We start from the raw sequence: 21,437 nt of genomic DNA, 5'->3' as shown, positions 1-21,437 counted from the left end.
TCACTGTTTAGTTATCAAGGTTTGTTGTGTCTGTCTCTCAGACAGCTCGTTTATTTTATCTCATCTCTTTTTGTTTGTCAAGCACTTTTTTAAGTTTTTTTCAAACATTTTTGAGTTAAGATTTTGTTGTCGTTTTGTTGACGACTTGGATACTTTATCATATCTTCTGTCTTTTGTCAACTACTTTTTTATTTTTCTGAAAGCAGATATATTTATCTGTTTCTTAAAAACAATTTGTTCCTAACAACTCTGATAGAATAGCATTTTTTCCATTAGCTGTCAACATGTTTTTTACATAAATTTCATTTTTTTCTGAAAAACGTATTTTTTCGCCAAAAACCGCATTTCACAGACATGGTCACCACCTGTATCCTGGTGCTTTTCCGTCTGCAAAATGCGGTTTCTTTTACCCACCATAAAATATTCCTGTAAAAATACGGATAAAAATATTTTTATCATAAAGAAAATCCAGTACTGTATCACCCCGGATCAGTCCCAGACCCTTTTGCCCTATTTCCGTGTTGCATAAAATCGTAAGTACCAGCATTCCGACCCATACAAAAACAATACACTTCATGCCTCCTACTATGGCACCGGCTATTTTGTTGATCCCACGGATGACCGGCAATCTTGCCAGGAGATCCATGGCATACGCCAGCACATGGATCAGGATTGAGGAAAGTATGTATGATACCAAAAAAGAAAGACAGTTCACTGCTACATTGGCCAGATATCCGGAAATATACCCTGCAAATGTATTAACCGCCAGATATTGATACACCAATGCCGTATTATTTTCTGTTATTCCCTTCTGGAGGAGATCCGGAATATCCATGCTGCTGATCAGCTCCTTCTGTTCCTCCTCATCCATGGTTTCTTTTCCATCTGCCAGAGAATCCACAAATGATCCGCTGGCAGTCTGGATTTTTTCATAAACAGACGTATTCTCACGTATGAACTGATTCACATAAGGATTGATCAGCCATACCAGAGCAACGGAGATCAGAACAAGCAATGCAGATACTACTTCTTTTACAAAGCCATGCCTGTATCCATCCACCATGGAAAAGGCAAGCAGGACCAGCACAGCCAGTCCAAGCCATGTCCAGTTCATATCTGCCCCCTTAACTGAATTTTATGGTGCTGACGCCTGTATCCAGTACCATAAGATATTTATTCCATCCGATCTTAAAGAAATCCCGGATCGTTCCATCTACATTTCCGGCATATTTCTGTACGCCACGGTTGTTCATCACGCAGATCTGCGAGCTGTTATACATGATGATATTATCTCCGCTCATTTTTATAGTCGTATATGGAATATTGAAATTTTTACGGAATTTCAGCTGTCCGCTCATACTATAAACTTCCATTGTATACAGATCATCTTTATTATTGTTTTTAAATACCAGGCCAATCCTGTCATCACTGAAAAATGTACTTACGATCTCCTGTTTTACATTGACTGTTTTGCTTTCTTTGGGAATCTGGCTTCCCTGGTAAGTAGAAAATCCATCATCTCGCAAAGCAATATACTTACTGTCACTGATACATTCCACCTGCGGGATCACTACATTCTCATAGGTATAACCACTTACGATCCGATCATCCTCATTCTGCCCTACATCCCCATAATTATAAAATGCCACATAGCTGGTAGTCTTGCTTCCATCAACATACTGGAATGTTACCATCATCACTCCGTTATCAGACACTGCTACATCCATGGGATATCCCGGATCATCGATCTTAGTCAGATTTTCCGCGACCAGACTGCCATCCGGATTATAAAAATTGATCCAGGTATTATCATCATTGTCCAGGATCACTGCAACCATTCCATTCGATGCGATCCGCACTTTTACAATAGCATAAGATGTTGTTACAGTTCCGGTCACACCTTTTTTGTCGCAGATATAAAGCGATGTTCCCTCGCTGTCTGCAACAACCGCCCTGCTTCCATTCACATCTGCAATAGGATTCTGCATTGTATAGGTTTCATTCCAGATCGTATTCATGCTGTTGTCCACAACAGATACTCCATCCGGACTGTATCTCAGGATATCTCCATCCATGTCCACATACTGTGTGGACACAACATCTTCCTGTTCGCTTGTATTTAATACTTTATAGCTGTGATAGCTTCTTTTTTCTGCATAGAGAAAAACCAGGCAGACTGCAGTAGCGATCACTGCCGCTGTGATCACCTTTTTTCCCTTTCTTGAAATCCTTCGGCGATGAGAAGTTCTCCCGTAGTGAGCGCCTTCCTGTGCAGCCTGTTCCTGTGCAAGCCTGGCTTTTTGCCTCATCAGCTTTTTACGCTTTTGTTTTTTCTGTATTTTTTTTATGATATTCACAACCGTATCCCTTACCTTAAGTATTTTATTTTGTAATTGGTTTTCCAGTTATTATAGCACACTCCATCAGGGTAGTACAATTACCTGCCCGGGATAAATGATCTCATTGGCAGAAATTCCGTTTAATGCACAGATCTGTTCCATCGCCGCTACAGTGCCATAGCGGTTCAGACTGATCTGATACAAGGTGTCTCCCGGGCGGATCACATAAGTTTCCCTTGGATTTCCTGCAGCCGCTGAAGTCTCTTCTGTTTTTTTCTCTTCTGTTTTATTATCTTTTTTTTGCGTTGCTTCTGAAACAGACTGTTTTTTTGAACTTCGAGGTTCCGGTGTTATTGAGATTTTTTCTCTTTTCTGCGTGGTTTCCGTCGGGACCGGAGTTCCCCGCACAGCTTCCTGCGTCTGTACCGGTTTTTGTGTCTGCACCGGTTTCTGCGTCTGCACCGCCTTTGGCGAAATCGATACACTCTGCACCGGTTCTGTTACTGCAGGTGTTATCTGCACCACCGAAGCAGAAGCGGCGCGATAATCTTCCGGAACCTCTGTTTTTTCCTGCTGATTCCGATAAAAGCCCACTCCAGCCACAAGAACTGCCAGTGCCAGACACACCGTAGCCGCATAAGAAAAAACAGAAGTTTTCTCTTCTCCCCGTTCCTCCGGATTTTTACTGTCTATGATCTTTCTGAAATTTCTGACAGCCCTGTCCTCCACTTCCTCGGATGCCTCTCCGCCCTCTTTCTGGCTACGTTCGATCATATACGTCTGCATCTGAGAATTTTTCTCATAATAAATATAATACCCGCTCAGTTTTGCCATCATGCCGCCATCATAACGGAAAAAAGCATCCTCCCGTTCTCCAGGATCCATCAGCATCAGGATCTTTTCCCCTCCGAAATGTCTGAGATGTACTTTCACAAAAAGCTCCGTGATCTCCATTGCTATCTGAGGCTGTGCAAAAAACCATCCCACGATCTCCTGCTCCGGAAAATACTGATCCTTATCCTCCTGCAGTTTCTGCCAGAGTTTTTCCGAAAAGTCAATATGTTCTGCCGCAGCCTCCATGCCGTCTGCTGCAATGGCACCTTTTATAAAAATACAGGTCATATCTGCAGTCCATTGAATTTCACCTGTAAGTACCGCCACACTTCCCTGGCCTTCCGGCTTTTCATCTTCTGCCAGGCTGCAGAGAAATGTGTATACATAATCTTCTATATAAATCCTGTAATCTCCGTTCGCCAGCCCGATCTGCCTTACATTTCTAGGCATGGAAAACGATTCCTGGGCGGCTTCCTGTTCTGTTGTGTCCTCCTTATAAATGACTTCTATCATCTCATATCACTCCTTCTGTCCAAGCATAGCACAGTAAAAATGCGGATTTTAGCAGAATGTAAGAGTCTGTCCACAGAATTTAGCGACAGATTCCGCACCATGCATATTTTTCCTTTTTTCAGGATATGATAGAGTGAAAAAAGAATCGAGGTTTCTCATGGCTTTTTACATTGATGCCGGAAAAAACGGTTCATCCGGCGAGATTGCTTATCTTCTGAAAAAATGCATTCTTCACTGTCCTAAAAAATGGACTGAGATCGTGTTTTTATGCATTGGCAGTGATCGTGTTACCGGAGATTGTTTAGGCCCATATATCGGACACCTTCTTCATCCTCATGAAACCGGACATATTTTTGTCTACGGCACTCTTTCCTGCCCGGTCCATGCCCTGAACTTGGAAAAAACTTCATCGCTTATCACAAGGCTTCATCCACACGCCCTTGTAATCGCCATAGATGCTTCTCTTGGACAAAAAAAACACCTGGGCTATGTGACCATTGGAAATGGTGCACTTTACCCAGGTGCTGGTGTTCAGAAAGATCTTCCACCTGTAGGGGACATCCATATCACCGGCATTGTAAATACTGCCGGAATCATGGAGCAGCTTACCCTGCAGACTACCCGGCTCTCCACCGTGGTAGCACTTGCAGATGTGATCGCCTGCGGGATCCTTAAGATACTTCCTGCAGAAACAGACTTATCCCCTGTTGATCTTGATTATGCGAACTCCTTGATCTGCTTATAGATACCCTCTGCATCGAGACCGTATTTATGAAGAAGTTCTAATGCCGGACCGGACTCACCGAATACATCATGGATTCCGATACGTTTAACCGGTACCGGTGCCTTCTCAGCCAGGCACTCGCATACAGCTCCGCCAAGACCGCCGATGATGGAATGCTCCTCAACAGTTACAACCTTGCCGGTTTCTTTGGCAGCTGCAACAACAAGGTCCTCATCCAGAGGCTTGATGGTATGGATATTGATCACTTTTGCATCGATTCCGTCTGCTGCAAGCTTCTCAGCTGCTTCAAGAGCCGGTGCAACGCAAAGTCCGTTTGCGATGATGGTAAGATCTTTTCCCTCGCGGAGAACGATGCCCTTACCAAGCTCAAATTTATAATCCGGTCTGTCATTGATAACCGGAACAGCAAGACGTCCGAATCTCATGTATACCGGTCCCTGATGCTCGTAAGCAGCAGCAACCATAGCTTTTGCTTCGATATCATCAGAAGGACTTGCAACGACCATGCCCGGAATCACTCTCATCAGGGCAAAATCCTCCAGGCACTGATGTGTGGCGCCATCTTCACCTACAGAAATACCGCCGTGAGTTGCTCCGATCTTTACATTCAGCTTCGGATATCCGATGGAGTTACGAACCTGCTCATAAGCACGTCCTGCTGCAAACATTGCAAAAGTACTTGCAAAGGGAACCTTACCTGTAGAAGCGATTCCTGCCGCAATACCCATCATGTTGCACTCTGCGATACCGCAGTCAATGTGACGCTCCGGGAATTCTTTTTTAAACATACCTGTCTGTGTAGCTGCAGCAAGGTCAGCGTCAAGAACGATAAGATCCTCGTGTTTTTTTCCTAATTCTATGAGGGCACTGCCGTAGCTTGCTCTCGTTGCGATTTTCTTTACTTCTGACATAATGCTTCACCTACCTTCTCCAGATCTTCCATTGCCTGTGCATACTGCTCGTCATTCGGAGCTTTTCCGTGCCAGCCTACTGCGTTCTCCATGTAGGAAACGCCTTTACCTTTTACTGTTTTCATGATGATAGCTGTCGGCATACCCTTTGTAGCTCTTGCCTCATCAAAAGCAGCCTTCAGCTGATCCATATCGTTGCCGTCCGCAACATTGATCACATGGAAATTGAAAGCTTCAAATTTCTTGTCGATCGGATACGGGGAGCATACATCTGCAATGTCACCATCGATCTGAAGTCCATTGTTATCTACGATCACAACCAGGTTGTCCAGTTTACGGAAGCCTGCAAACATAGCTGCCTCCCACACCTGGCCTTCCTCGATCTCACCATCACCCAGCAATGTATATACTCGATAGTCATCATTACTGAGTTTGGCAGAAAGAGCCATACCTGCTGCTGCAGAGATTCCCTGACCAAGAGAACCACTGGACATATCAACGCCCGGAATATGCTTCATATCCGGATGTCCCTGAAGATAGGAGCCCAGATGACGAAGTGTTTTCAGATCCTCTTTTGGAAAATATCCTCTCTCTGCAAGTACAGAATAGAGTCCCGGTGCTGTATGTCCTTTAGAAAGGACAAAACGGTCACGGTCTGCCTTCTTAGGATCCTTCGGATCGATGTTCATCTCTTCAAAATATAAATAGGTGAACACGTCTGCTGCAGAAAGGGATCCGCCCGGATGGCCGGCCTTTGCTGCATGGACTGCTGTTACGATATCCTTGCGGACTTCGTTGGCAACTTTCTGAAGTTCTAACTTATCCATGTTATTAATGTCTCCTTTTTAGTGCCCTGCTGTTCACAGGGAATTTGTATATAAAAGAGGTTTCGATCACTCACCGAATACTGCCTTGTAATCAGCCTGGAATTTAGCGATACCTGCATCTGTCAGCGGATGATGTGTCATCTGCTCAATTACCTTGAACGGTACCGTAGCGATATCTGCGCCTGCAAGTGCACATGCAGTTACATGCATTGGATGACGAACGCTTGCTGCGATGATCTCTGTCGGGATATCTGCAACTGCAAACATCTCAGCGATCTGCTGGATCAGCTCAACGCCATCTGTGGAGATGTCATCCAGTCTTCCAAGGAACGGAGATACATATGTAGCACCTGCTCTTGCTGCAAGAAGTGCCTGGTTAGCAGAAAAGATCAGAGTAACGTTTGTCTTGATCCCCTCAGAGGAAAGAACCTTAACTGCCTTCAGTCCCTCTGTTGTCATAGGAATCTTAACAACCATGTTCGGATGGATGGCTGCGATCTCACGTCCCTCACGGATCATTCCCTCAGCATCTGTTGTGGTAGCTTTAACCTCACCGCTGATCGGTCCGTCAACGATCGTTGTGATCTCTTTGATCACCTCGTTGAAGTCTCTTCCTTCTTTGGCGATCAGAGACGGGTTTGTTGTAACTCCACAGATAACTCCCATGTCATTTGCTTCTCTGATATCCTCTACTTTAGCTGTGTCGATAAAAAATTTCATTGTTTTTTCCTCCTGTTTACGTTCGTTCTTTTTCTTGATGATTCCATTATAACAAACTCATTGCGGGGGTCAAGGCACCTGTTTTTTATTAATAAATATTTTATTAATAAAATAGCGTTTTATTAATAGTGCCTGTCAATTTTTTCACCCAAAACAGCTTCTTTCCATTTTCCTCAATTCGAATATCGCCGTAATTATCGTAGCTAACAAGGTTTCTATTCAAATGTGTCATGGAAACTCTCTCTATATATTATTATTAATAATTTTTGCGCCATTATTTATTTTTCTGTTCATCAGACTGGTTTCTGTCCAGTCTTGCATACCCCGTCGTGCGGCGCTTGATCAGCTTCGGGGTATATTCGATATTATACAGGCTGGCAGGTCTTTCATCCAGGTAAAATTTATCATTCATGTCGATCTTACGGATGATGATGTCGCAGGCATCTCTTCCCTTCAGCGCAACAAAATGATCAATGGTTGTCAGGGAGATCCTGCGGATGCCGGAATAAAAAATATTGTCGCACCCTATGACAGAAACATCCTTCGGAACGTGTATCCTCATTTCATGCAGCGCATCAATGGCGCCTATGGCCATCATGTCATTCTGTCCTGCGATAGCCGTAAATTTCTGTCCTTCCTGGAGAAGCTCCATGGTCAGCTCGTAGCCCATGGCATACTCGGAATCCATCCGCGGGATTTTTCTGTCATTGGACTCATCTGCCGCCTTGATGAGCACATGATCCTTTTTTCCCTCTTTTTCAAACTCGCGAACAAAGCCCTCCACACGCTTGGATCGCTGCCACTGCCGTCTGGTAAGTGGCGGCGTGATAAATGCCACATCCGTGTGCCCCAGATCAAGAAGATGTCTGGCCATCAGCCTTCCTACCACTGTGTTGTCCTGATTGATAGCATCTACCGTGGTTGTTTTTTCCTTGTTGCTGATGATGACCAGTGGTGTTTCTTTTGCGATCTTTTCTACCTGATGCTGGAAATCCGGATGAGGATTGCAGGTATAGATGATCCCTGCCGGCCGCATGGTCTGCATCATACGGAGATATTTTTCTTCCAACCCCGCATCGCGCTGGGTGTTGCAGATAAATACCCCATATCCCTGCTCATTGGCCACAGCCTCGATCCCCTGAAGCAGCAGTACATAATAGGGACTGGTGAGTGTGGGGCAGAAAACAACGATCAGCTTTTCTTTTCTGTCAGCTTTGTGTTTCCGACGTCCGGGAAGCTCATAGCCAAGCTCTCTGGCCGCCTGCTCCACCCGCTCCACAGTTTCTCTCGAAAAAGAAACATTATATTTCCGGTTCAGCACCATGGATACCGTTGCCTGGGAAACTCCTGCGCGTGCTGCCACATCCGATGAGGTTGCTTTCTTTTTTGCCACCAGTCTCACCTCCTTTATAACCTGGGGAAATTTCCTGGCTGCTTATCACTTTTTGCAATCCCTCAGGGAATTTTTTACCTGATCCGATTAAAGCTCCACTCTTCCTTCCAATGCCCGGAGAAGTGTCACCTCATCAATATACTCCAGATCACCGCCCACCGGAACTCCGCTGGCGATACGGCTTACTTTGATCCCGGTCGGTTTGATCAGCTTACTGATGTACATAGCTGTCGTTTCACCTTCAAGACTGGAATTAGTTGCCACAATAACTTCCTTTACATCCCCCTGAAGGCGCTTCATCAGTTCCTTCAGTTTGATATCATCTGGCCCGATTCCAAGCATCGGGGAGATCGCACCATGAAGTACATGATATACACCGTCAAATTTACCTGTTTTCTCATATGCTGCCAGATCCCTGGTATTCTCAACCACCATGATCGTGCTGTGATCCCTTTTGGAATTGGCGCAGATCGGACAAAGCTCCTGATCTGTCAGCGTGTAACAGCACTTACAGTACTGAACATTCTGCCTTGCATCGGTAATGGAGGCGGTCAGCTGCTCCACCTGGTCCTTCGGCATATTCATGATATGAAATGCAAGACGCTGGGCAGATTTGGCTCCGATCCCCGGAAGATGGGAAAGCTGCTCAATAAGTTTATTGATATGGCTGCTGTAATATTCCATCAGAAAGGAAGACCTCCGCCAAGACCGCCAAGGCCGCCTGTGAGTTTGGACATCACTGCTGCTGACTCGGACTCAACCTGACGGAGCGCCTCATTTGTTGCTGCCGCGATCATGTCCTCAAGCATCTCGATATCATCCGGATCTACCGCTTCCTCGGAAAGTGTGACCTTTGTTATTTCACGTTTACCGGAAACTGTAACGGAAACAGCTCCGCCGCCTACTGTTGCTGTAAACTCTTTTTCCTCAAGAGCTTTCTGGTTTTCTTCCATCTGACGCTGCATTTTCTGCGCCTGTTTCATAAGATTATTCATGTTTCCCGGCATACCCATGCCAGGAAATCCACCTCTTTTTGCCATAATACTTTCCTCCTGTTTTTTGTTTACGGATTTATGACTCCTCATCCGGGTCTTCTTCCACTACGATATCCATGTGGATATTCTCCCGAAGTGCATCGTCTACTGTGATCTGCGCGAGATTGGTGTGCTGATGTTTGTTGGCTACCAGCATATGTATCTCCACGCTTTTGCCTGTCCGGGCAGCAATAATATCCTGAAGCTCTTTCTTCGCCTCCGGATTGTCTACATAATTCATCCCCAGAAAATCCTGGAATTCCACATAAAGGATGGGATCTCCTGTCTCTCCGTTATACTTGGGGACTGCACGCTGCAGGGACTGCTTGAAAAGTCCGGTAGTCTGACCCACGATGGCACGCCAGCCTGCCACGATCTTCTGAAGATCCTCAGGAGCTGCCTTCTGTGGTTTCTGCTGCTGTACCGTTGCTGTACCGGTCACTGCCGCCCCCGGTTCCCCGGCTCCACCGGCCTCGCTCTCCCGAACGATCACCTGCTGCACAGGCCGTTCCTCCATCTGCTTTTCCAGGACACGAAGCCTGTCAAGAACAGAGTCCAGATTTGTCTCCATGGCCGGTCTGCACAGCTTGATCAGTGCGATTTCCACCAATACACGCTTCTGGCTTGCAAAACGGATCTGATTGGACAGATCGGAAAAAATACGAATGTAACGCATCAGCGTCTCCACATCTGTCATCCCGCTCTCTTCCTTCAGAAGCTTCAGATTCTCAGAAGAAACATCAATGGCTTCCTCCGGATTTTCGGAAGTCTTCACAAGCAGAAGATTTCGCATATACCAGGTAAAATCTGATACAAACTGTCCCAGCTCCCGGCCGCCTGTGATCAGGTCCTCCAGCACATGGATGGAACCTGTCACATCGCCGGAAAGAACCTTTCGGAGAAGCCTGCTGAATACCTCTGTATCCACAGCTCCCAGAACATCCAGGACTTTATCATAAGTAAGCACCTGTCCCAGATAAAAGGAAATACACTGATCCAGAAGACTCAGGGCATCTCGCATGGACCCGTCGCCTTTTTTTGCCACATAGCGTACAGCCTTCTCCTCTGCTTCCACCCCTTCTGCTGTCAGAAGCTCGGAAAGTCTGGCAGCAATGGTATCAATGGATATCCGGTGAAAGTCATAGCGCTGACATCTGGACAGTATTGTGATCGGTATCTTGTGGGCCTCTGTAGTCGCCAGGATAAAAATAACATAAGAAGGCGGCTCCTCCAATGTTTTCAGAAGAGCATTAAATGCACCTGTTGAGAGCATATGCACCTCATCGATGATATAAACCTTGTATTTACCCTCTGTTGGACGATAAGCCACTTCCTCACGGATCTCACGGATGTTATCAACACCGTTGTTGGAGGCTGCATCGATTTCGATCACATTCATGGCAGTTCCCGCCTGAATGGCCTTGCACATGGCACATTCATTGCAGGGGCTGCCATTTACAGGATGTTCACAGTTTACTGCCTTCGCCAGGATCTTTGCAACCGTAGTTTTTCCGGTACCACGCGTTCCGCAGAACAGGTATGCGTGTCCGATACGGTTCGCCTTGATCTGGTTGGTCAGTGTTGTCACAATATGATCCTGTCCTTTTACATCGTCAAAATTGTCGGGACGAAATTTACGGTAAAGAGCAGTATAACTCATAAAACTCTCCTTCTCTTCGCCACAGTCGCCGCGGAAAGACTCCCGCGGCGGCCAGATGACTCATAATTCATTAATCGCCAAAACTGATTCCGATCTGTTTGGCTGCTTTTACAAGCTGATCCTTTGGAGATACCATCTTCAGCTTGCCTGCGCATTCAGCAAGAGGAACCCTCTTGATCTTGCCATTGATGACACCGATCATAACACCGTATTCCTCATCCATGATCGCCTGCGCTGCACCGGCACCGATCCTTGTGGAAAGAACGCGGTCATATGCACATGGCTCTCCGCCTCGCTGCATATGTCCCGGAACTGTGATACGTACCTCACTTCCGGTCACCTGCTGGATCTGGTCTGCGATCTCATAGGATACAGACGGATATTTCTTCGCTCTTTCCGCAAGCTTTTCTTTGTATTTTTTCTTCGGAAGCTCTGCATCTTCTTTTGAGATAGCTCCCTCAGCTACTGCAAGAATGGTAAAACGCTTGCCTGCCTTGTTACGCTTCTGAATGGCTTCTACAACCTTATTGATATCGTATGGGATCTCCGGGATCAGAATCACATCTGCTCCGCCTGCAACACCAGCATTCAGTGTAAGGCTTCCGACCTTATGTCCCATGATCTCAACAATAAATACACGTCCATGAGATGCAGCTGTTGTATGGATGCAGTCAATGGCATTTGTTGCGATCTCCAGAGCGCTCTGGAAGCCAAAGGTCATATCTGTACCCCAGATATCATTATCAATGGTCTTCGGAAGATGGATGATATTCAGGCCTTCCTCGCGGAGAAGATTGGCGGTTTTCTGCGTTCCGTTTCCGCCGAGGATCACAAGACAGTCAAGACAGAGCTTATAGTAAGTCTGTTTCATGGCCTCAACCTTGTCCAGTCCCTTCTCATCCGGAACCCGCATCAGTTTGAATGGCTGTCTGGATGTTCCGAGAATAGTTCCGCCCTGAGTCAGGATTCCGGAAAAGTCCCTGGCTGTAAGCATACGGTATTTCCCGTAGATCAGTCCCTTATATCCGTCATCAAATCCATAAACCTCAAGGTTCTCAACGCTGTTGCTCAGACCCTTTACAACGCCTCTCATGGTTGCGTTCAGTGCCTGACAGTCACCACCGCTTGTCAGCAGACCGATTCTTTTAATCATAGCGTCCTCCATTCTGTGCCCTCTTATGTGCACATTTTATTTGTTGCTGTCTGCATATAAGACAGATATTCCACCTGACGTATTTCTGCAGAACAACTACTGTATCCTCTCTTTTCACAGAGTTTTACACAATATAATATTATAAAGCATTTTCAGGCAGTGTACAATAGCCAAAAAAGCACGAAAACAGCGAGTGTATTGATTGACTTTACCTGTATCTCATCGTAAAATAAAATTATCAGTAACTTTCGTATGTTTACAGAAAATTTTCATCTAGAAAGGAGAGTCCTATGAAAAAAGTCCTCAAAAAACTATCCTGCGCTTTATTAGCCGCAGCCATGGTATGCGCCATGACTCCTCTCGCCGCCAGTGCAGCGATCAATTATTCCAAAACCCGGATCGTTTATATGCCCACATCCGGAAAGGACTTGGGATACGATGAGATCTCGATCAGCAATATTCCTGCTAAACAGAACATTCTCAAATCCAATGTTAAAGTGGTCAGCGGCGGTTCTGTGATCGCACTGGACTCCTTCGGTTCCAGCAGCTTCAAAAGTACCACGGAGGCTTTCCGCAAGGGTGCAAAACCGTACACTCACTCCGATCATTTCTACAATATCGGTTTTGCCGTTAAAAAGCCCGGAACCGGAAAGATTTCCTTCAAGGTCGGAAACAAAACCTATTCTTCCACCATCAAGGTGCTTCGTTATGTCAACCCGTTGAAATCCGTCTCCATCACAGGTGTAAAAGGCAATCTTGCCGGAAAATTCAAAAGCTCCGGTCATAACGCCTTTCGTTACGCCAACAAGGCACAGAAGAATGCTGTCATGAAATGCACCGCTGCAAATGGCTGGAAGATCACAGGCGTTTCTTTCAACAACAACCGGACCCATACACAGTATAGTACCAATTACAACGCTCCTAACAGCGGGGCTTCTTCTTCCACGCTCCGTATCGGAAACCTTTCCGCGAAGCAGTCCGCCTATATCAGCTTCACCCTTCGCAACACCAAAAACGGGGCGGTACAGTACTGTACACTTAATATGAACTGATTTATTTCGGTCTGTACCTTGACAAATCCGGCTTCAGCGTCTATAATTAAATTCCGCGCAGCCGGGGAGATAGCGGTGCCCTGTACCTGCAATCCGCTACAGCAGGGGTGATGCCAATCTGAGGCTTGTATCTTGCAGAGCAGCCCTTTATAAGTGGCGTTGACGTCTGGGTCTTACGCAACAGGAATCTGTGAACCGTGTCAGGGCAGGAATGCAGCAGCACTAAGCAGAAGCTCTTGTGTGCCGTGAGGGTGCCTGGGCTGAGTTAACTGTAAAGGTAACGTCTGTGAGACCATTCCGAGGTGCGGCGCGCGTAAAAAAGGTTATAATATATGATCTCTATATAAACAGCATTCCCGCCGGGTCCGTCATTTATGACTGATCCGGCGGGATTTTTTGTACTATTATTTTATTTACAATATCCGGCAACTACCTGATTGATCAGCTTGCCGTCTGCCTTTCCCTTCAGATCTCCCATAACTGCCTTCATGATCTGGCCTTTATTTCCTGTTTCCAGAACATCTGCAAATTTCTCCTCGATATAAGCCTTGATCTCTGCTTCATCCATCTGCTTCGGAGCATATTTCGCAATGATATCATATCTTGCCTGATACTCCTCTTTCAGATCTGTACGTTCTGCAGGGCAGGTGTCGATCTGCTCTTTTGCTGTTTTCAGCTCTTTCAGGATAACTTTGTCTACAAGCTCTCCTTTGATGTCATCACGGCATCCCTCATCAATGGCAGCTTTTTTTACTGCTGCGATCAGTGCGGAAACTGCTTCCTTTGTTACCTTATCTTTGGCCTTCATTGCTGCTACCATGTCTTTTCTTAAAGCTTCAAGTTCCATTTTTTGTTCCTCCATTTTCTGTCGTTCCTGTATCAACGACTTTCGTTTGACCTGAATGGATTTTCTGTCTGTAATAGTGAAATCCATTTATGATTTTATTTTGATATTTTCACAGGATTCTGTCAAGAGTAAATCTCCCGGGACTTTTCGTTCTGTTCCGCTCTCTCTGACTGTGTCTGCCCGGCAAGGCGCTCTGCTTCCTGCTTCTTCAGGATTTTTGCCTGCTTCTTTTTCTCCCGCAGTTCCCTGAAAAATGTGGAAAGCATTTCGGAGCATTCCTCTTCCAATACCCCTTCTGTGATCTTTACCTGATGATTAAAGCCTTCGATCTGAAGAAGATTCATCACAGATCCGGCACAGCCTGCTTTCGGGTTCATACAGCCGATCACCACCTCATCGATCCTGGACTGTACCAGTGCACCGGAACACATCTGACAAGGCTCCAGCGTTACATACATGGTGCATCCCTCCAGACGCCAGTCTCCCAGCTTTTTACTTGCCCTTCGGATAGCATTAAGCTCTGCATGGGATAAGGTATTTTTATCTGTATTGCGACGATTGTAGCCTCTGGCTATGATCTTTCCCTCATGCACGATCACGCAGCCGATCGGCACTTCCTCCAATGCACGGGCCTTTTTTGCCTGGCGGATTGCCTCTTTCATAAAACGTTCCTGATCTGTCACGTTTTTACTCCTCCTGTAACTTCACATTCCGGAAAAAGCTCCGGGATTCTATCTGTTCAAACTAAGACTGTTCTCAGCCTTCTGTCCGTTCGATTATAGCTTTTCCGGTATTTCATGTCAATCTGCTGCAAAACAGATATTTGCAACACAAAAAACGCCACAGAAATTTCCACACTAATTTCTGCAGCGTTTTCTTATTGTATAACAGAAAAACGCAGACAACGGAAGCTCTCGCGAACTCCATTGTCTGCGTCAATGAATGCATTATATCTGCTTTTTTTCCGGAAAGTCAAGCAGCCAGATTATTTGTGAAGTGACTCACCATTGGTAGCGATCACATCTTTATACCAATAGAAGGATTTTTTCTTATAACGGTTCAGTGTACCTGTTCCATCGTTGTTGCGGTCCACGTAGATGTAGCCGTAGCGTTTTTCAGCTCTGCTGTAGATGCACTGACAAGGTCAATGCAGCCCCAAGAGGTGTAGCCCATAAATTATATGTTTTTTTCTTCCATGAGCAAGTCCCCATCTCTGCTTACTGCTTTTCGCAGCTCCGCAGGAAACTTACTTGATTCGGTTAAAAAGGCTTGCAGCTTTTTTCGGGGGAGAGTATGCTTGTAGTATCATAAATAAGAGAAACAAGGGGATTTTCCTATGAAAATATGTGGATTTAACAAAACAACCCTGCTGGATTATCCGGGAAGGGTAGCCTGTACCATATTCTTAGGCGGCTGCAACTTCCGCTGCCCATTCTGCCAGAATGGAGCTCTTGTCGTAGAGCCTGACACCCAGCCTGAATATTCCCAGGAGGAAATCCTGGCTTTTCTAAAAAAAAGAAAGGGGATTCTCGATGGCGTCTGTATTTCCGGCGGTGAACCCACACTTGCACCGGAGCTGCCGGAATTTCTCAGCAGGATCAGGGAACTGGGCTATGATGTGAAGCTCGATACCAACGGTTCCCGCCCCTCCGTGGTAAAAAATCTCGCAGCAGCTGACCTGATCAACAAGGTTGCCATGGATATCAAGGCCTGTCCTTCCAACTATCATGTGCTTACCGGTGTACATGCTGATCTGGATGGGATCCGGGAAACTGCCGGATGGCTGCTGGACGGACACCTTGATTATGAATTTCGTACAACAGTTGTGAGGGAACTTCATTCCGAAAAAGATTTTCAGGAGATCAGCCGGTGGTTAAGCGGTGCAAAAGCTTATTATCTCCAGGCTTACCGGGATTCCGATGGAGTTCTGATACCGGGATTCTCTGCCTGCTCCGAGGAAGAAATGAAAAACTACCGGGATATCCTGTCTCAGACGATCCCGGTAGTAGAAATTCGTGGTATGGAGCTGTGATCTGCGGATTTGCAAAACTGTTTGCTTATCTGCATGGATGCCGAAATTTTTCTGATCAGATGTTAATAAAACAGTACCAGTATCCTCCCTTTCCGCCTGGGATATGAATATCCGGACATTCCTTAAAGTAGGGAAAGCCAAACATATTGGCCATAAACCGTTCCTGCTGGCTGTATCCACCGGGTACTCCCAGTATGTACTGTCCCCGGGGATTTCTGCACAGCAGAAGATGGCCGAAATTCTGATATCCGTACATGACAAAACGGTTGCTGCAGAAGCAGCCGTTTTTTCTGCATAAGGCACTGCAGTCCGATGGTCTGATCTTGCTGCAGTCTGTGAAATAGCCGTCGTTAAAGGGATCATCACAGGGTATTCCCGGAAGTGGACGAGATGGCTCCGGTCTCGATGGTTTCGGCGGATGCGGTGACGGCTGGCCTGGCCGTGGTGGTTCCGGCGGATGCGGTGACGGCTGGCCTGGTCGTGGTGGTTCCGGCGGATGCGGTGATGGCTGGCCTGGTCGCGGTGGTTCCGGCGGATGCGGACCGGGAGCCTGATATAAATTTCCGGTTTCCGATGTCTTTAATACATCCTCCTGAATCTCCTCCACCGTCATGATCCTGTCTGACTCCTTCTGATTTTCCTGCACTTCTGGCAAGGTTCCATCTTTTTGATTTTCTTCTTCCTTTTCTTCCCGCTCTCTGCCTTTTTTCTCCGCCGCCTTCTGATATTCCGTTCCTTTTTTCTTCCACTCGCGGAAATTCTCCGGCCGGATCGGCTGATCATCCCATTCCGTTCCCCAGAATCCGCCGGCATCGGAGATCAGAAGCAGTCCTCCAAGCTCCTGAAGACTTTTTCCCATGCCTCCAATATCCCCTGTATCCGTCTCCAGTGCGCACTCGATCCGTTCCCGCCCGGTAACACAGCTTCCGATCAAAATACCATCCATCAACCCTTCCTGCCGCACAAACCCATACACTCTGCACCGACTTCCAGGCTCCAGTCCAACGCAGCGCAGATGAACCTCCACACGGCATTTCCTATCTCTGGCCTCCACCCTCACATAACCGCTGCTGCCATCTTTTTTTCCTTTCCGATACTCGTACACATACGCAACAAAACGCTGATATCCAGCCAACGCACGTCCCTCCGGTATTTCGGTTTCGTTAATATATATGAAAATCGAGAGAAATCATTCCATCAACTGAAAAAAGCTCCAGGATGTACAAACACAAAAAAGAACCCCTCAACCAAGGGATTCTCAAAGCTTTAGTCGAAGCGACAGGATTTGAACCTGCGACCTCTGCGTCCCGAACGCAGCGCTCTACCAAACTGAGCCACGCTTCGTTATTCTGTTTCAGTTGTTTGTGTTTTGCTCAACTGCAAGAGCTATTATATTAGAGTTTCTGTACTTTGTCAATAGAAAAAATTAAAATTTTTCAAAAAAATCGAATTTTTTCTTTTTTCCTGCTTCGGGCATGCATTTTCGCAGACCCGAAGCAGTTTTGGGAAAGGTTCTTTATAACATATCAAATATATTCAGGTGAAATATATGCTTATTTCACTGTAACTGTTACTTTTTTTGTGATTCCGTTGCTGCTTACATAGATAACAGCTTTTCCTTTTTTCACACCTTTAACAACACCTTTGCTGCTTACAGTAGCAACTTTTGTATTGCTGCTTCTGTAGGTGATCTTTGCCTTTGAAGTAGCAGTTGCCTTGATGGCTGTTGTTTTCTTTGCTTTTACACTTACAGCTGTTTTGGATGTGATCTTCAGGCTGCCTTTTTTTACTGTGATCCTGCAGGTTGCTTTGTAGCTTCCGCATTTTACTGTAATTGTAGCTGTTCCTGCTTTTTTTGCTGTTACTTTTCCGCCTGCGCTTACCACTGCAACGGATTTATTACTGCTTGTATAAGTAACTTTTCCGCTAACGCCTGTTTTTTCCACTTTGATCTGGCTTGTTCCACCCACAAATACAGTTTTCGCTGAAGCCGAAGCTTTTACAGCCGGCTTCTTGACTGTGATCTTGCAGGTTGCTTTATAATTTCCGCATTTCGCTGTGATCACAGCTGTACCTGCCGCCTTTGCAGTTACCTTTCCATTTGCGGCTACAGCTGCAACAGATGGTTTACTGCTTGTATAGGTTACTTTTCCGGTAACACCTGCGGTCGTTGCTTTCAACGTCACCGTAGCTGGAGATCCTTTTACATAAAGCGTTTTCGCTGATGCATTCATTTTTACAGATGGAGTTTTTACCGTAAGTTTGTACTGTGCAGTCTTTCCTGCTGCAGATGTTGCCGTGATCACGGCTGTTCCCGCTGCCTTTGCAGTTACTTTTCCGTTTGCGTCCACAGATGCAACTTTTTCATTGTTGGAAGAATATGTTACATCTTTGCAGTTCTCACCTGTAGCTTCAAGCTGTCTGGAACTTCCAATGTAAAGAATTCCCGACTTTTCTTTAAAGGCAATTGTTCCATACACCAGCTGAACAGAAACATCTGCATGATCATCACTGGAAACTCTTACTGTATAGGTTTCATTTTCCGGTCTCGCTACAGTGGAATCCAGAGCAACCACTCCATCTGTAGTTACTGCATCCTGTACAAGATATGTTGTCTTTGAATCATGTCCGACACCTGTTGTATAGAAAACAGATACCTTCGGATTTTTGTATTTATCAAGATTTGCAAGCTTAACATGGGTGCTGTCCGTAAATTCCGGAGAAACAGCCATCTCTTCTGTTGCCTGCGGTTTAACATAAATACCATCTGCAAATTCATATACATACGCGCCGTCTGCCATAATGTACGTGATCTTGTTTACGGTTTTTCCCTCAAGACCTGTATCTTTTGCAAAGGCAACCTTATACACCTTCAGCCACATCTCGTTCATATGACGCATGCCATATTTTCCGCCGTCTGTTGTTTCCAGGATCATTCCCTGAATCCCGGAGTTAACTGCAAAATCGGAATCACTCTTTGTATTGCGGAGATATTTTGTGCTGGTTTCTTTTACATCAATCTCATAATCTCCCCAGCGAGAAGATGTTTTGAGTGTTGCCTCCGCATCTGTCACAGTTGCTTTTACATTAAATTTTGTAGCACTATATGTTCCATCTGTATTTAGTGTTTTATACTGCCCAGGCTCTACCGTCGGAGTACGTCCCAGTGTGATCCCTGCTGTTTCTGTATATACTCCGCTTTCCGGAAGCTCTCCCGCTTCTGAAAGGATCTGCGCCTCTACATACGTTTTTGCATCTGTAGCTACATTAACCTTTTTTACTCCTGCGATCTCATAGCCATTTTCTGTCAGATTCTGAACATCTGCATTTCCGAAAGCAGTGCTTTTTCTGGTTGTGGCAGATGTAACGGAATCATATTTGCGGCTCGTTGCATCTCCCGCATAAAATTCCTCGTATGACAGAGATGCCGTACCGTAAAGTGTTCCTGTCAGTGCCTGATGTCCATTTGCCACCTTATAATAAATATCTGTTCCCGGGATCTGTGTATATCCATCCAACGCTCCCTTTACCCAATAATAGGAAACATTGGAAACCGTGATCGGCTGGCCTGTCAGTGTGATATTTTTTGTCATATCCACATAATTGTCGCTTGAGATCATAACCGTGTAGATCTCATCCCCGGCCCTGGCTACACTGCTGTCAAAGGTTACCACCCCATTCTCTGCCGCTGCATGATCTACAACATATGTTGTTTTTTTACCATGACCACTTCCTGTTGTATAGTATACGGAAACCTTAGGGTTTTCATATTTGTCAAGGTTATCAACTTTAACCTGGGTTGTATTTTCTTTTACAAAAGCTACCTGTACCTTCATTCCTGCTTCAGGCTGTTTTTTTACAAGAGGAGCTTTGTCTCCGAACTCATATACATAGGAGCCGTCCGGAGTAATATAAGTCACCTTTGAAATTTTTTCCCCGATAAGCCCGGATCCTGCTGAAAACGCAAGTTCGTAGGGCTGTACCCAGATTTCATAGGTATGACGAAGTCCTACCTTCTTACCACTGGCAGTTTCAAGGATCACTCCCAGTGTATTTCCGCCTACAGCAAAATCACCCTGTCTGGAATTGCGGAGATATTTTGTGCCGGCTTCTTTTACCACCAGCATGTAATCACCCCAGATCGACGGTGCCTGGATCTGGGCGGATGCATCTGTGACCGTTGCTTTTACATCGAATTTTGTTGCACTGTATGTTCCGTCTGTATTCAGAGTTTTATACTGTCCTGTTTCCTGTGACGGTGCTTCATTCAGCGTAATATCTGCTGCCTCTGTATAGACACCCTCTCTCGGAAGCTTGGAAGCAGCTTTCAGCGCCTGTGCATCTACATAGGTTTCCGCGTCCACTGCAACACTTACATTCTTCACACCCTGGATCTGATATCCGGAAGAGGTCACCTCTGTGCTGTCCTCATTAGCAAAAATCTGATTTTTACTCGTTGTTGCCGAAGTGATAGCGTCATAGCTCTCCTGAGTGGTATCCCCGGCATAAAATTCCGAATAACTTAAAGTTGTCGTTCCGTACAGTTTTCCGTTCAGAGCGGTCTGTCCATCTGCCACTTTTACATAAACGCCTGTTGTTCCTATCTGTGTATATCCCTCTACCGGCTGCATGGACCAGAGATATTTCACTCCTGCAACAGTGATCTCAGAAGCATCCTGAAGAACCTCGCCTGCTTCTGCCATAAATGCTTCTCCATCACCGAATGCCTCTTCTGTATCCTCCTGGATCTGCGGTTCCTCTTCCTGTTGAATCTCTTCTGCTGAAATTTCTGCTACTTCTTCCTGAATAGCTTCTGCATCACTTTCTTCCGGCTCTTCCGACTGAATATCAGCTTCACCAACTTCCGGCTGGCCCTGGGAAACAGACTCCTGATCCTCGTTCTCTCCTTCTTCCTGTGCTGTCTCTCCTTGTGTTTCTTCTGACACGTCACTAAAAACTTCCGCCTCAGACGCCATTGCCGTTACCGGCGCTCCTGACGCGATCACCGCTGAACTCAGAACGAGTGCAGCTGACTTCTTAAAAAGCTTCCACTTATGCATACCTGTCCTCCTCTTTGTCTTTTATATTACACGACTTTATACCAGATCATGACCTTACAGCTGCTCTGGTTAATTGAAATTTCTTCTGCAGAATATTCAACATATGTCAGTTTCTGCAGAAGTGCTCTGTCAAGCACGCTTTAGTTTGTCCAAACTAACATATCGTCATTTTATCAATGCTTAAATTATTTGTCTATACATATCTGGCAAAAAAGCCTCACGGTTATTGTTGTTTTTTTCTCAACTAAAAATTGTTTTCAAAATATTTATATTATTATCTAATATTTCAAACAAAAAAAGTATATATTCCAAGACAT

Annotated in this window: 18 protein-coding genes, 1 tRNA gene, 1 other RNA gene and 1 pseudogene; 4 read left to right on the top strand and 17 right to left on the bottom strand. The window is 45.6% G+C overall.

What is annotated here, in order from left to right; translation table 11 throughout:
* Positions 1-406: 406 nt before the first annotated feature.
* The 3 genes from LI091_RS05920 to LI091_RS05910 all read right to left on the bottom strand — a co-directional run bounded on the left by LI091_RS05920 (position 407) and on the right by LI091_RS05910 (position 3,686).
* The gene (locus LI091_RS05920) at positions 407-1,114 is read right to left on the bottom strand and encodes a CvpA family protein (RefSeq protein WP_265190930.1); all 708 of its coding nucleotides are present in this window, start codon (positions 1,112-1,114) and stop codon (positions 407-409) included.
* 10 nt (positions 1,115-1,124) lie between these two features.
* Positions 1,125-2,357, bottom strand: coding sequence for a DUF5711 family protein (locus tag LI091_RS05915; protein ID WP_227588430.1), 1,233 nt, complete (start codon positions 2,355-2,357; stop codon positions 1,125-1,127).
* A 66-nt stretch (positions 2,358-2,423) separates the two neighbouring features.
* Positions 2,424-3,686, bottom strand: coding sequence for a LysM peptidoglycan-binding domain-containing protein (locus tag LI091_RS05910; RefSeq protein ID WP_265190929.1), 1,263 nt, complete (start codon positions 3,684-3,686; stop codon positions 2,424-2,426).
* A 133-nt stretch (positions 3,687-3,819) separates the two neighbouring features.
* Between LI091_RS05910 and yyaC the strand changes: the two genes are divergently transcribed.
* The gene (yyaC, locus tag LI091_RS05905) at positions 3,820-4,431 is read left to right on the top strand and encodes a spore protease YyaC (RefSeq protein WP_265190927.1); all 612 of its coding nucleotides are present in this window, start codon (positions 3,820-3,822) and stop codon (positions 4,429-4,431) included.
* Here yyaC and LI091_RS05900 read toward each other — a convergent pair.
* The 8 genes from LI091_RS05900 to LI091_RS05865 form a co-directional block, all read right to left on the bottom strand.
* Entirely contained in the window at positions 4,404-5,342 is a 939-nt protein-coding gene (locus LI091_RS05900; protein ID WP_015525670.1) for a transketolase family protein, read from the bottom strand. The two genes, yyaC and LI091_RS05900, sit on opposite strands and share 28 nt — an antisense overlap.
* Positions 5,330-6,169, bottom strand: a complete 840-nt coding sequence (locus tag LI091_RS05895; protein ID WP_015525669.1) for a transketolase — start codon at positions 6,167-6,169, stop codon at positions 5,330-5,332. The genes LI091_RS05900 and LI091_RS05895 overlap by 13 nt, the downstream gene beginning before the upstream one ends.
* Positions 6,170-6,235: 66 nt before the next feature.
* Complete coding sequence (gene fsa, locus LI091_RS05890; RefSeq protein ID WP_015525668.1) at positions 6,236-6,889, bottom strand: fructose-6-phosphate aldolase; 654 nt, start codon at positions 6,887-6,889, stop codon at positions 6,236-6,238.
* A 274-nt stretch (positions 6,890-7,163) separates the two neighbouring features.
* A complete protein-coding gene (locus LI091_RS05885) occupies positions 7,164-8,282 on the bottom strand; it encodes a LacI family DNA-binding transcriptional regulator (RefSeq protein WP_044961150.1) in 1,119 nt (372 codons plus the stop codon).
* 87 nt (positions 8,283-8,369) lie between these two features.
* On the bottom strand, positions 8,370-8,966 hold the full coding sequence (gene recR / locus LI091_RS05880) for a recombination mediator RecR (RefSeq protein WP_173761376.1): 597 nt from the start codon (positions 8,964-8,966) through the stop codon (positions 8,370-8,372).
* Positions 8,966-9,322, bottom strand: coding sequence for a YbaB/EbfC family nucleoid-associated protein (locus tag LI091_RS05875; RefSeq protein ID WP_015525666.1), 357 nt, complete (start codon positions 9,320-9,322; stop codon positions 8,966-8,968). The genes recR and LI091_RS05875 overlap by 1 nt, the downstream gene beginning before the upstream one ends.
* A 31-nt stretch (positions 9,323-9,353) precedes the next feature.
* A complete protein-coding gene (gene dnaX, locus LI091_RS05870; protein WP_092072216.1) occupies positions 9,354-10,976 on the bottom strand; it encodes a DNA polymerase III subunit gamma/tau in 1,623 nt (540 codons plus the stop codon).
* 70 nt (positions 10,977-11,046) lie between these two features.
* Positions 11,047-12,129 carry a 6-phosphofructokinase gene (locus LI091_RS05865; RefSeq protein ID WP_021977972.1) on the bottom strand — a complete coding sequence of 361 codons (1,083 nt, stop codon included), beginning with the start codon at positions 12,127-12,129 and terminating at the stop codon, positions 11,047-11,049.
* Positions 12,130-12,419: 290 nt separating this feature from the next.
* Here LI091_RS05865 and LI091_RS05860 point away from each other — a divergent pair, with 290 nt between their 5' ends.
* The gene (locus LI091_RS05860) at positions 12,420-13,181 is read left to right on the top strand and encodes a hypothetical protein (RefSeq protein WP_265190925.1); all 762 of its coding nucleotides are present in this window, start codon (positions 12,420-12,422) and stop codon (positions 13,179-13,181) included.
* Between the two features lie 53 nt (positions 13,182-13,234).
* Positions 13,235-13,496, top strand: an RNA gene (gene ffs / locus LI091_RS05855) — signal recognition particle sRNA large type.
* Between the two features lie 94 nt (positions 13,497-13,590).
* Here ffs and LI091_RS05850 read toward each other — a convergent pair.
* The 3 genes and pseudogenes from LI091_RS05850 to LI091_RS05840 all read right to left on the bottom strand — a co-directional run.
* A complete protein-coding gene (locus LI091_RS05850; protein ID WP_044961152.1) occupies positions 13,591-14,028 on the bottom strand; it encodes a GatB/YqeY domain-containing protein in 438 nt (145 codons plus the stop codon).
* 122 nt (positions 14,029-14,150) lie between these two features.
* Positions 14,151-14,711: a tRNA adenosine(34) deaminase TadA gene (gene tadA, locus LI091_RS05845; RefSeq protein ID WP_084449135.1), complete on the bottom strand. Its 561-nt coding sequence runs from the start codon at positions 14,709-14,711 to the stop codon at positions 14,151-14,153.
* A 302-nt stretch (positions 14,712-15,013) separates the two neighbouring features.
* Positions 15,014-15,201: pseudogene (locus tag LI091_RS05840) on the bottom strand (family 1 glycosylhydrolase); the annotation flags it as partial.
* A gap of 163 nt (positions 15,202-15,364) precedes the next feature.
* Here LI091_RS05840 and LI091_RS05835 point away from each other — a divergent pair.
* Positions 15,365-16,060 carry an anaerobic ribonucleoside-triphosphate reductase activating protein gene (locus LI091_RS05835; protein WP_021650953.1) on the top strand — a complete coding sequence of 232 codons (696 nt, stop codon included), beginning with the start codon at positions 15,365-15,367 and terminating at the stop codon, positions 16,058-16,060.
* Positions 16,061-16,115: 55 nt separating this feature from the next.
* Here LI091_RS05835 and LI091_RS05830 read toward each other — a convergent pair whose 3' ends face one another.
* From LI091_RS05830 to LI091_RS05820, 3 genes are all read right to left on the bottom strand, one after another.
* Positions 16,116-17,195 carry a DUF6128 domain-containing protein gene (locus tag LI091_RS05830; RefSeq protein ID WP_265190924.1) on the bottom strand — a complete coding sequence of 360 codons (1,080 nt, stop codon included), beginning with the start codon at positions 17,193-17,195 and terminating at the stop codon, positions 16,116-16,118.
* A 135-nt stretch (positions 17,196-17,330) separates the two neighbouring features.
* Positions 17,331-17,404: transfer RNA gene (locus LI091_RS05825), tRNA-Pro, on the bottom strand.
* Positions 17,405-17,613: 209 nt separating this feature from the next.
* On the bottom strand, positions 17,614-21,120 hold the full coding sequence (locus LI091_RS05820) for an Ig-like domain-containing protein (RefSeq protein WP_021652862.1): 3,507 nt from the start codon (positions 21,118-21,120) through the stop codon (positions 17,614-17,616).
* Between the last annotated feature and the right edge of the window lie 317 nt (positions 21,121-21,437).

Source organism: Blautia sp. MSK20_18, assembly GCF_020553125.1.
Taxonomy (GTDB): Bacteria; Bacillota; Clostridia; order Lachnospirales; family Lachnospiraceae; genus Blautia_A; species Blautia_A fusiformis.
This window is presented reverse-complemented; position numbering and strand designations above follow the sequence as displayed.

Bases quoted from the DNA above. Each gene is read 5' to 3' on its own strand.
- LI091_RS05920 (WP_265190930.1), bottom strand. From the start codon at position 1,114: ATGAACTGGACATGGCTTGGACTGGCTGTGCTGGTCCTGCTTGCCTTT.
- LI091_RS05910 (WP_265190929.1), bottom strand. From the start codon at position 3,686: ATGATAGAAGTCATTTATAAGGAGGACACAACAGAACAGGAAGCCGCC.
- LI091_RS05900 (WP_015525670.1), bottom strand. From the start codon at position 5,342: ATGTCAGAAGTAAAGAAAATCGCAACGAGAGCAAGCTACGGCAGTGCC.
- LI091_RS05895 (WP_015525669.1), bottom strand. From the start codon at position 6,169: ATGGATAAGTTAGAACTTCAGAAAGTTGCCAACGAAGTCCGCAAGGAT.
- fsa (WP_015525668.1), bottom strand. From the start codon at position 6,889: ATGAAATTTTTTATCGACACAGCTAAAGTAGAGGATATCAGAGAAGCA.
- recR (WP_173761376.1), bottom strand. From the start codon at position 8,966: ATGGAATATTACAGCAGCCATATCAATAAACTTATTGAGCAGCTTTCC.
- LI091_RS05875 (WP_015525666.1), bottom strand. From the start codon at position 9,322: ATGGCAAAAAGAGGTGGATTTCCTGGCATGGGTATGCCGGGAAACATG.
- dnaX (WP_092072216.1), bottom strand. From the start codon at position 10,976: ATGAGTTATACTGCTCTTTACCGTAAATTTCGTCCCGACAATTTTGAC.
- LI091_RS05865 (WP_021977972.1), bottom strand. From the start codon at position 12,129: ATGATTAAAAGAATCGGTCTGCTGACAAGCGGTGGTGACTGTCAGGCA.
- LI091_RS05860 (WP_265190925.1), top strand. From the start codon at position 12,420: ATGAAAAAAGTCCTCAAAAAACTATCCTGCGCTTTATTAGCCGCAGCC.
- LI091_RS05850 (WP_044961152.1), bottom strand. From the start codon at position 14,028: ATGGAACTTGAAGCTTTAAGAAAAGACATGGTAGCAGCAATGAAGGCC.
- LI091_RS05835 (WP_021650953.1), top strand. From the start codon at position 15,365: ATGAAAATATGTGGATTTAACAAAACAACCCTGCTGGATTATCCGGGA.
- LI091_RS05820 (WP_021652862.1), bottom strand. From the start codon at position 21,120: ATGCATAAGTGGAAGCTTTTTAAGAAGTCAGCTGCACTCGTTCTGAGT.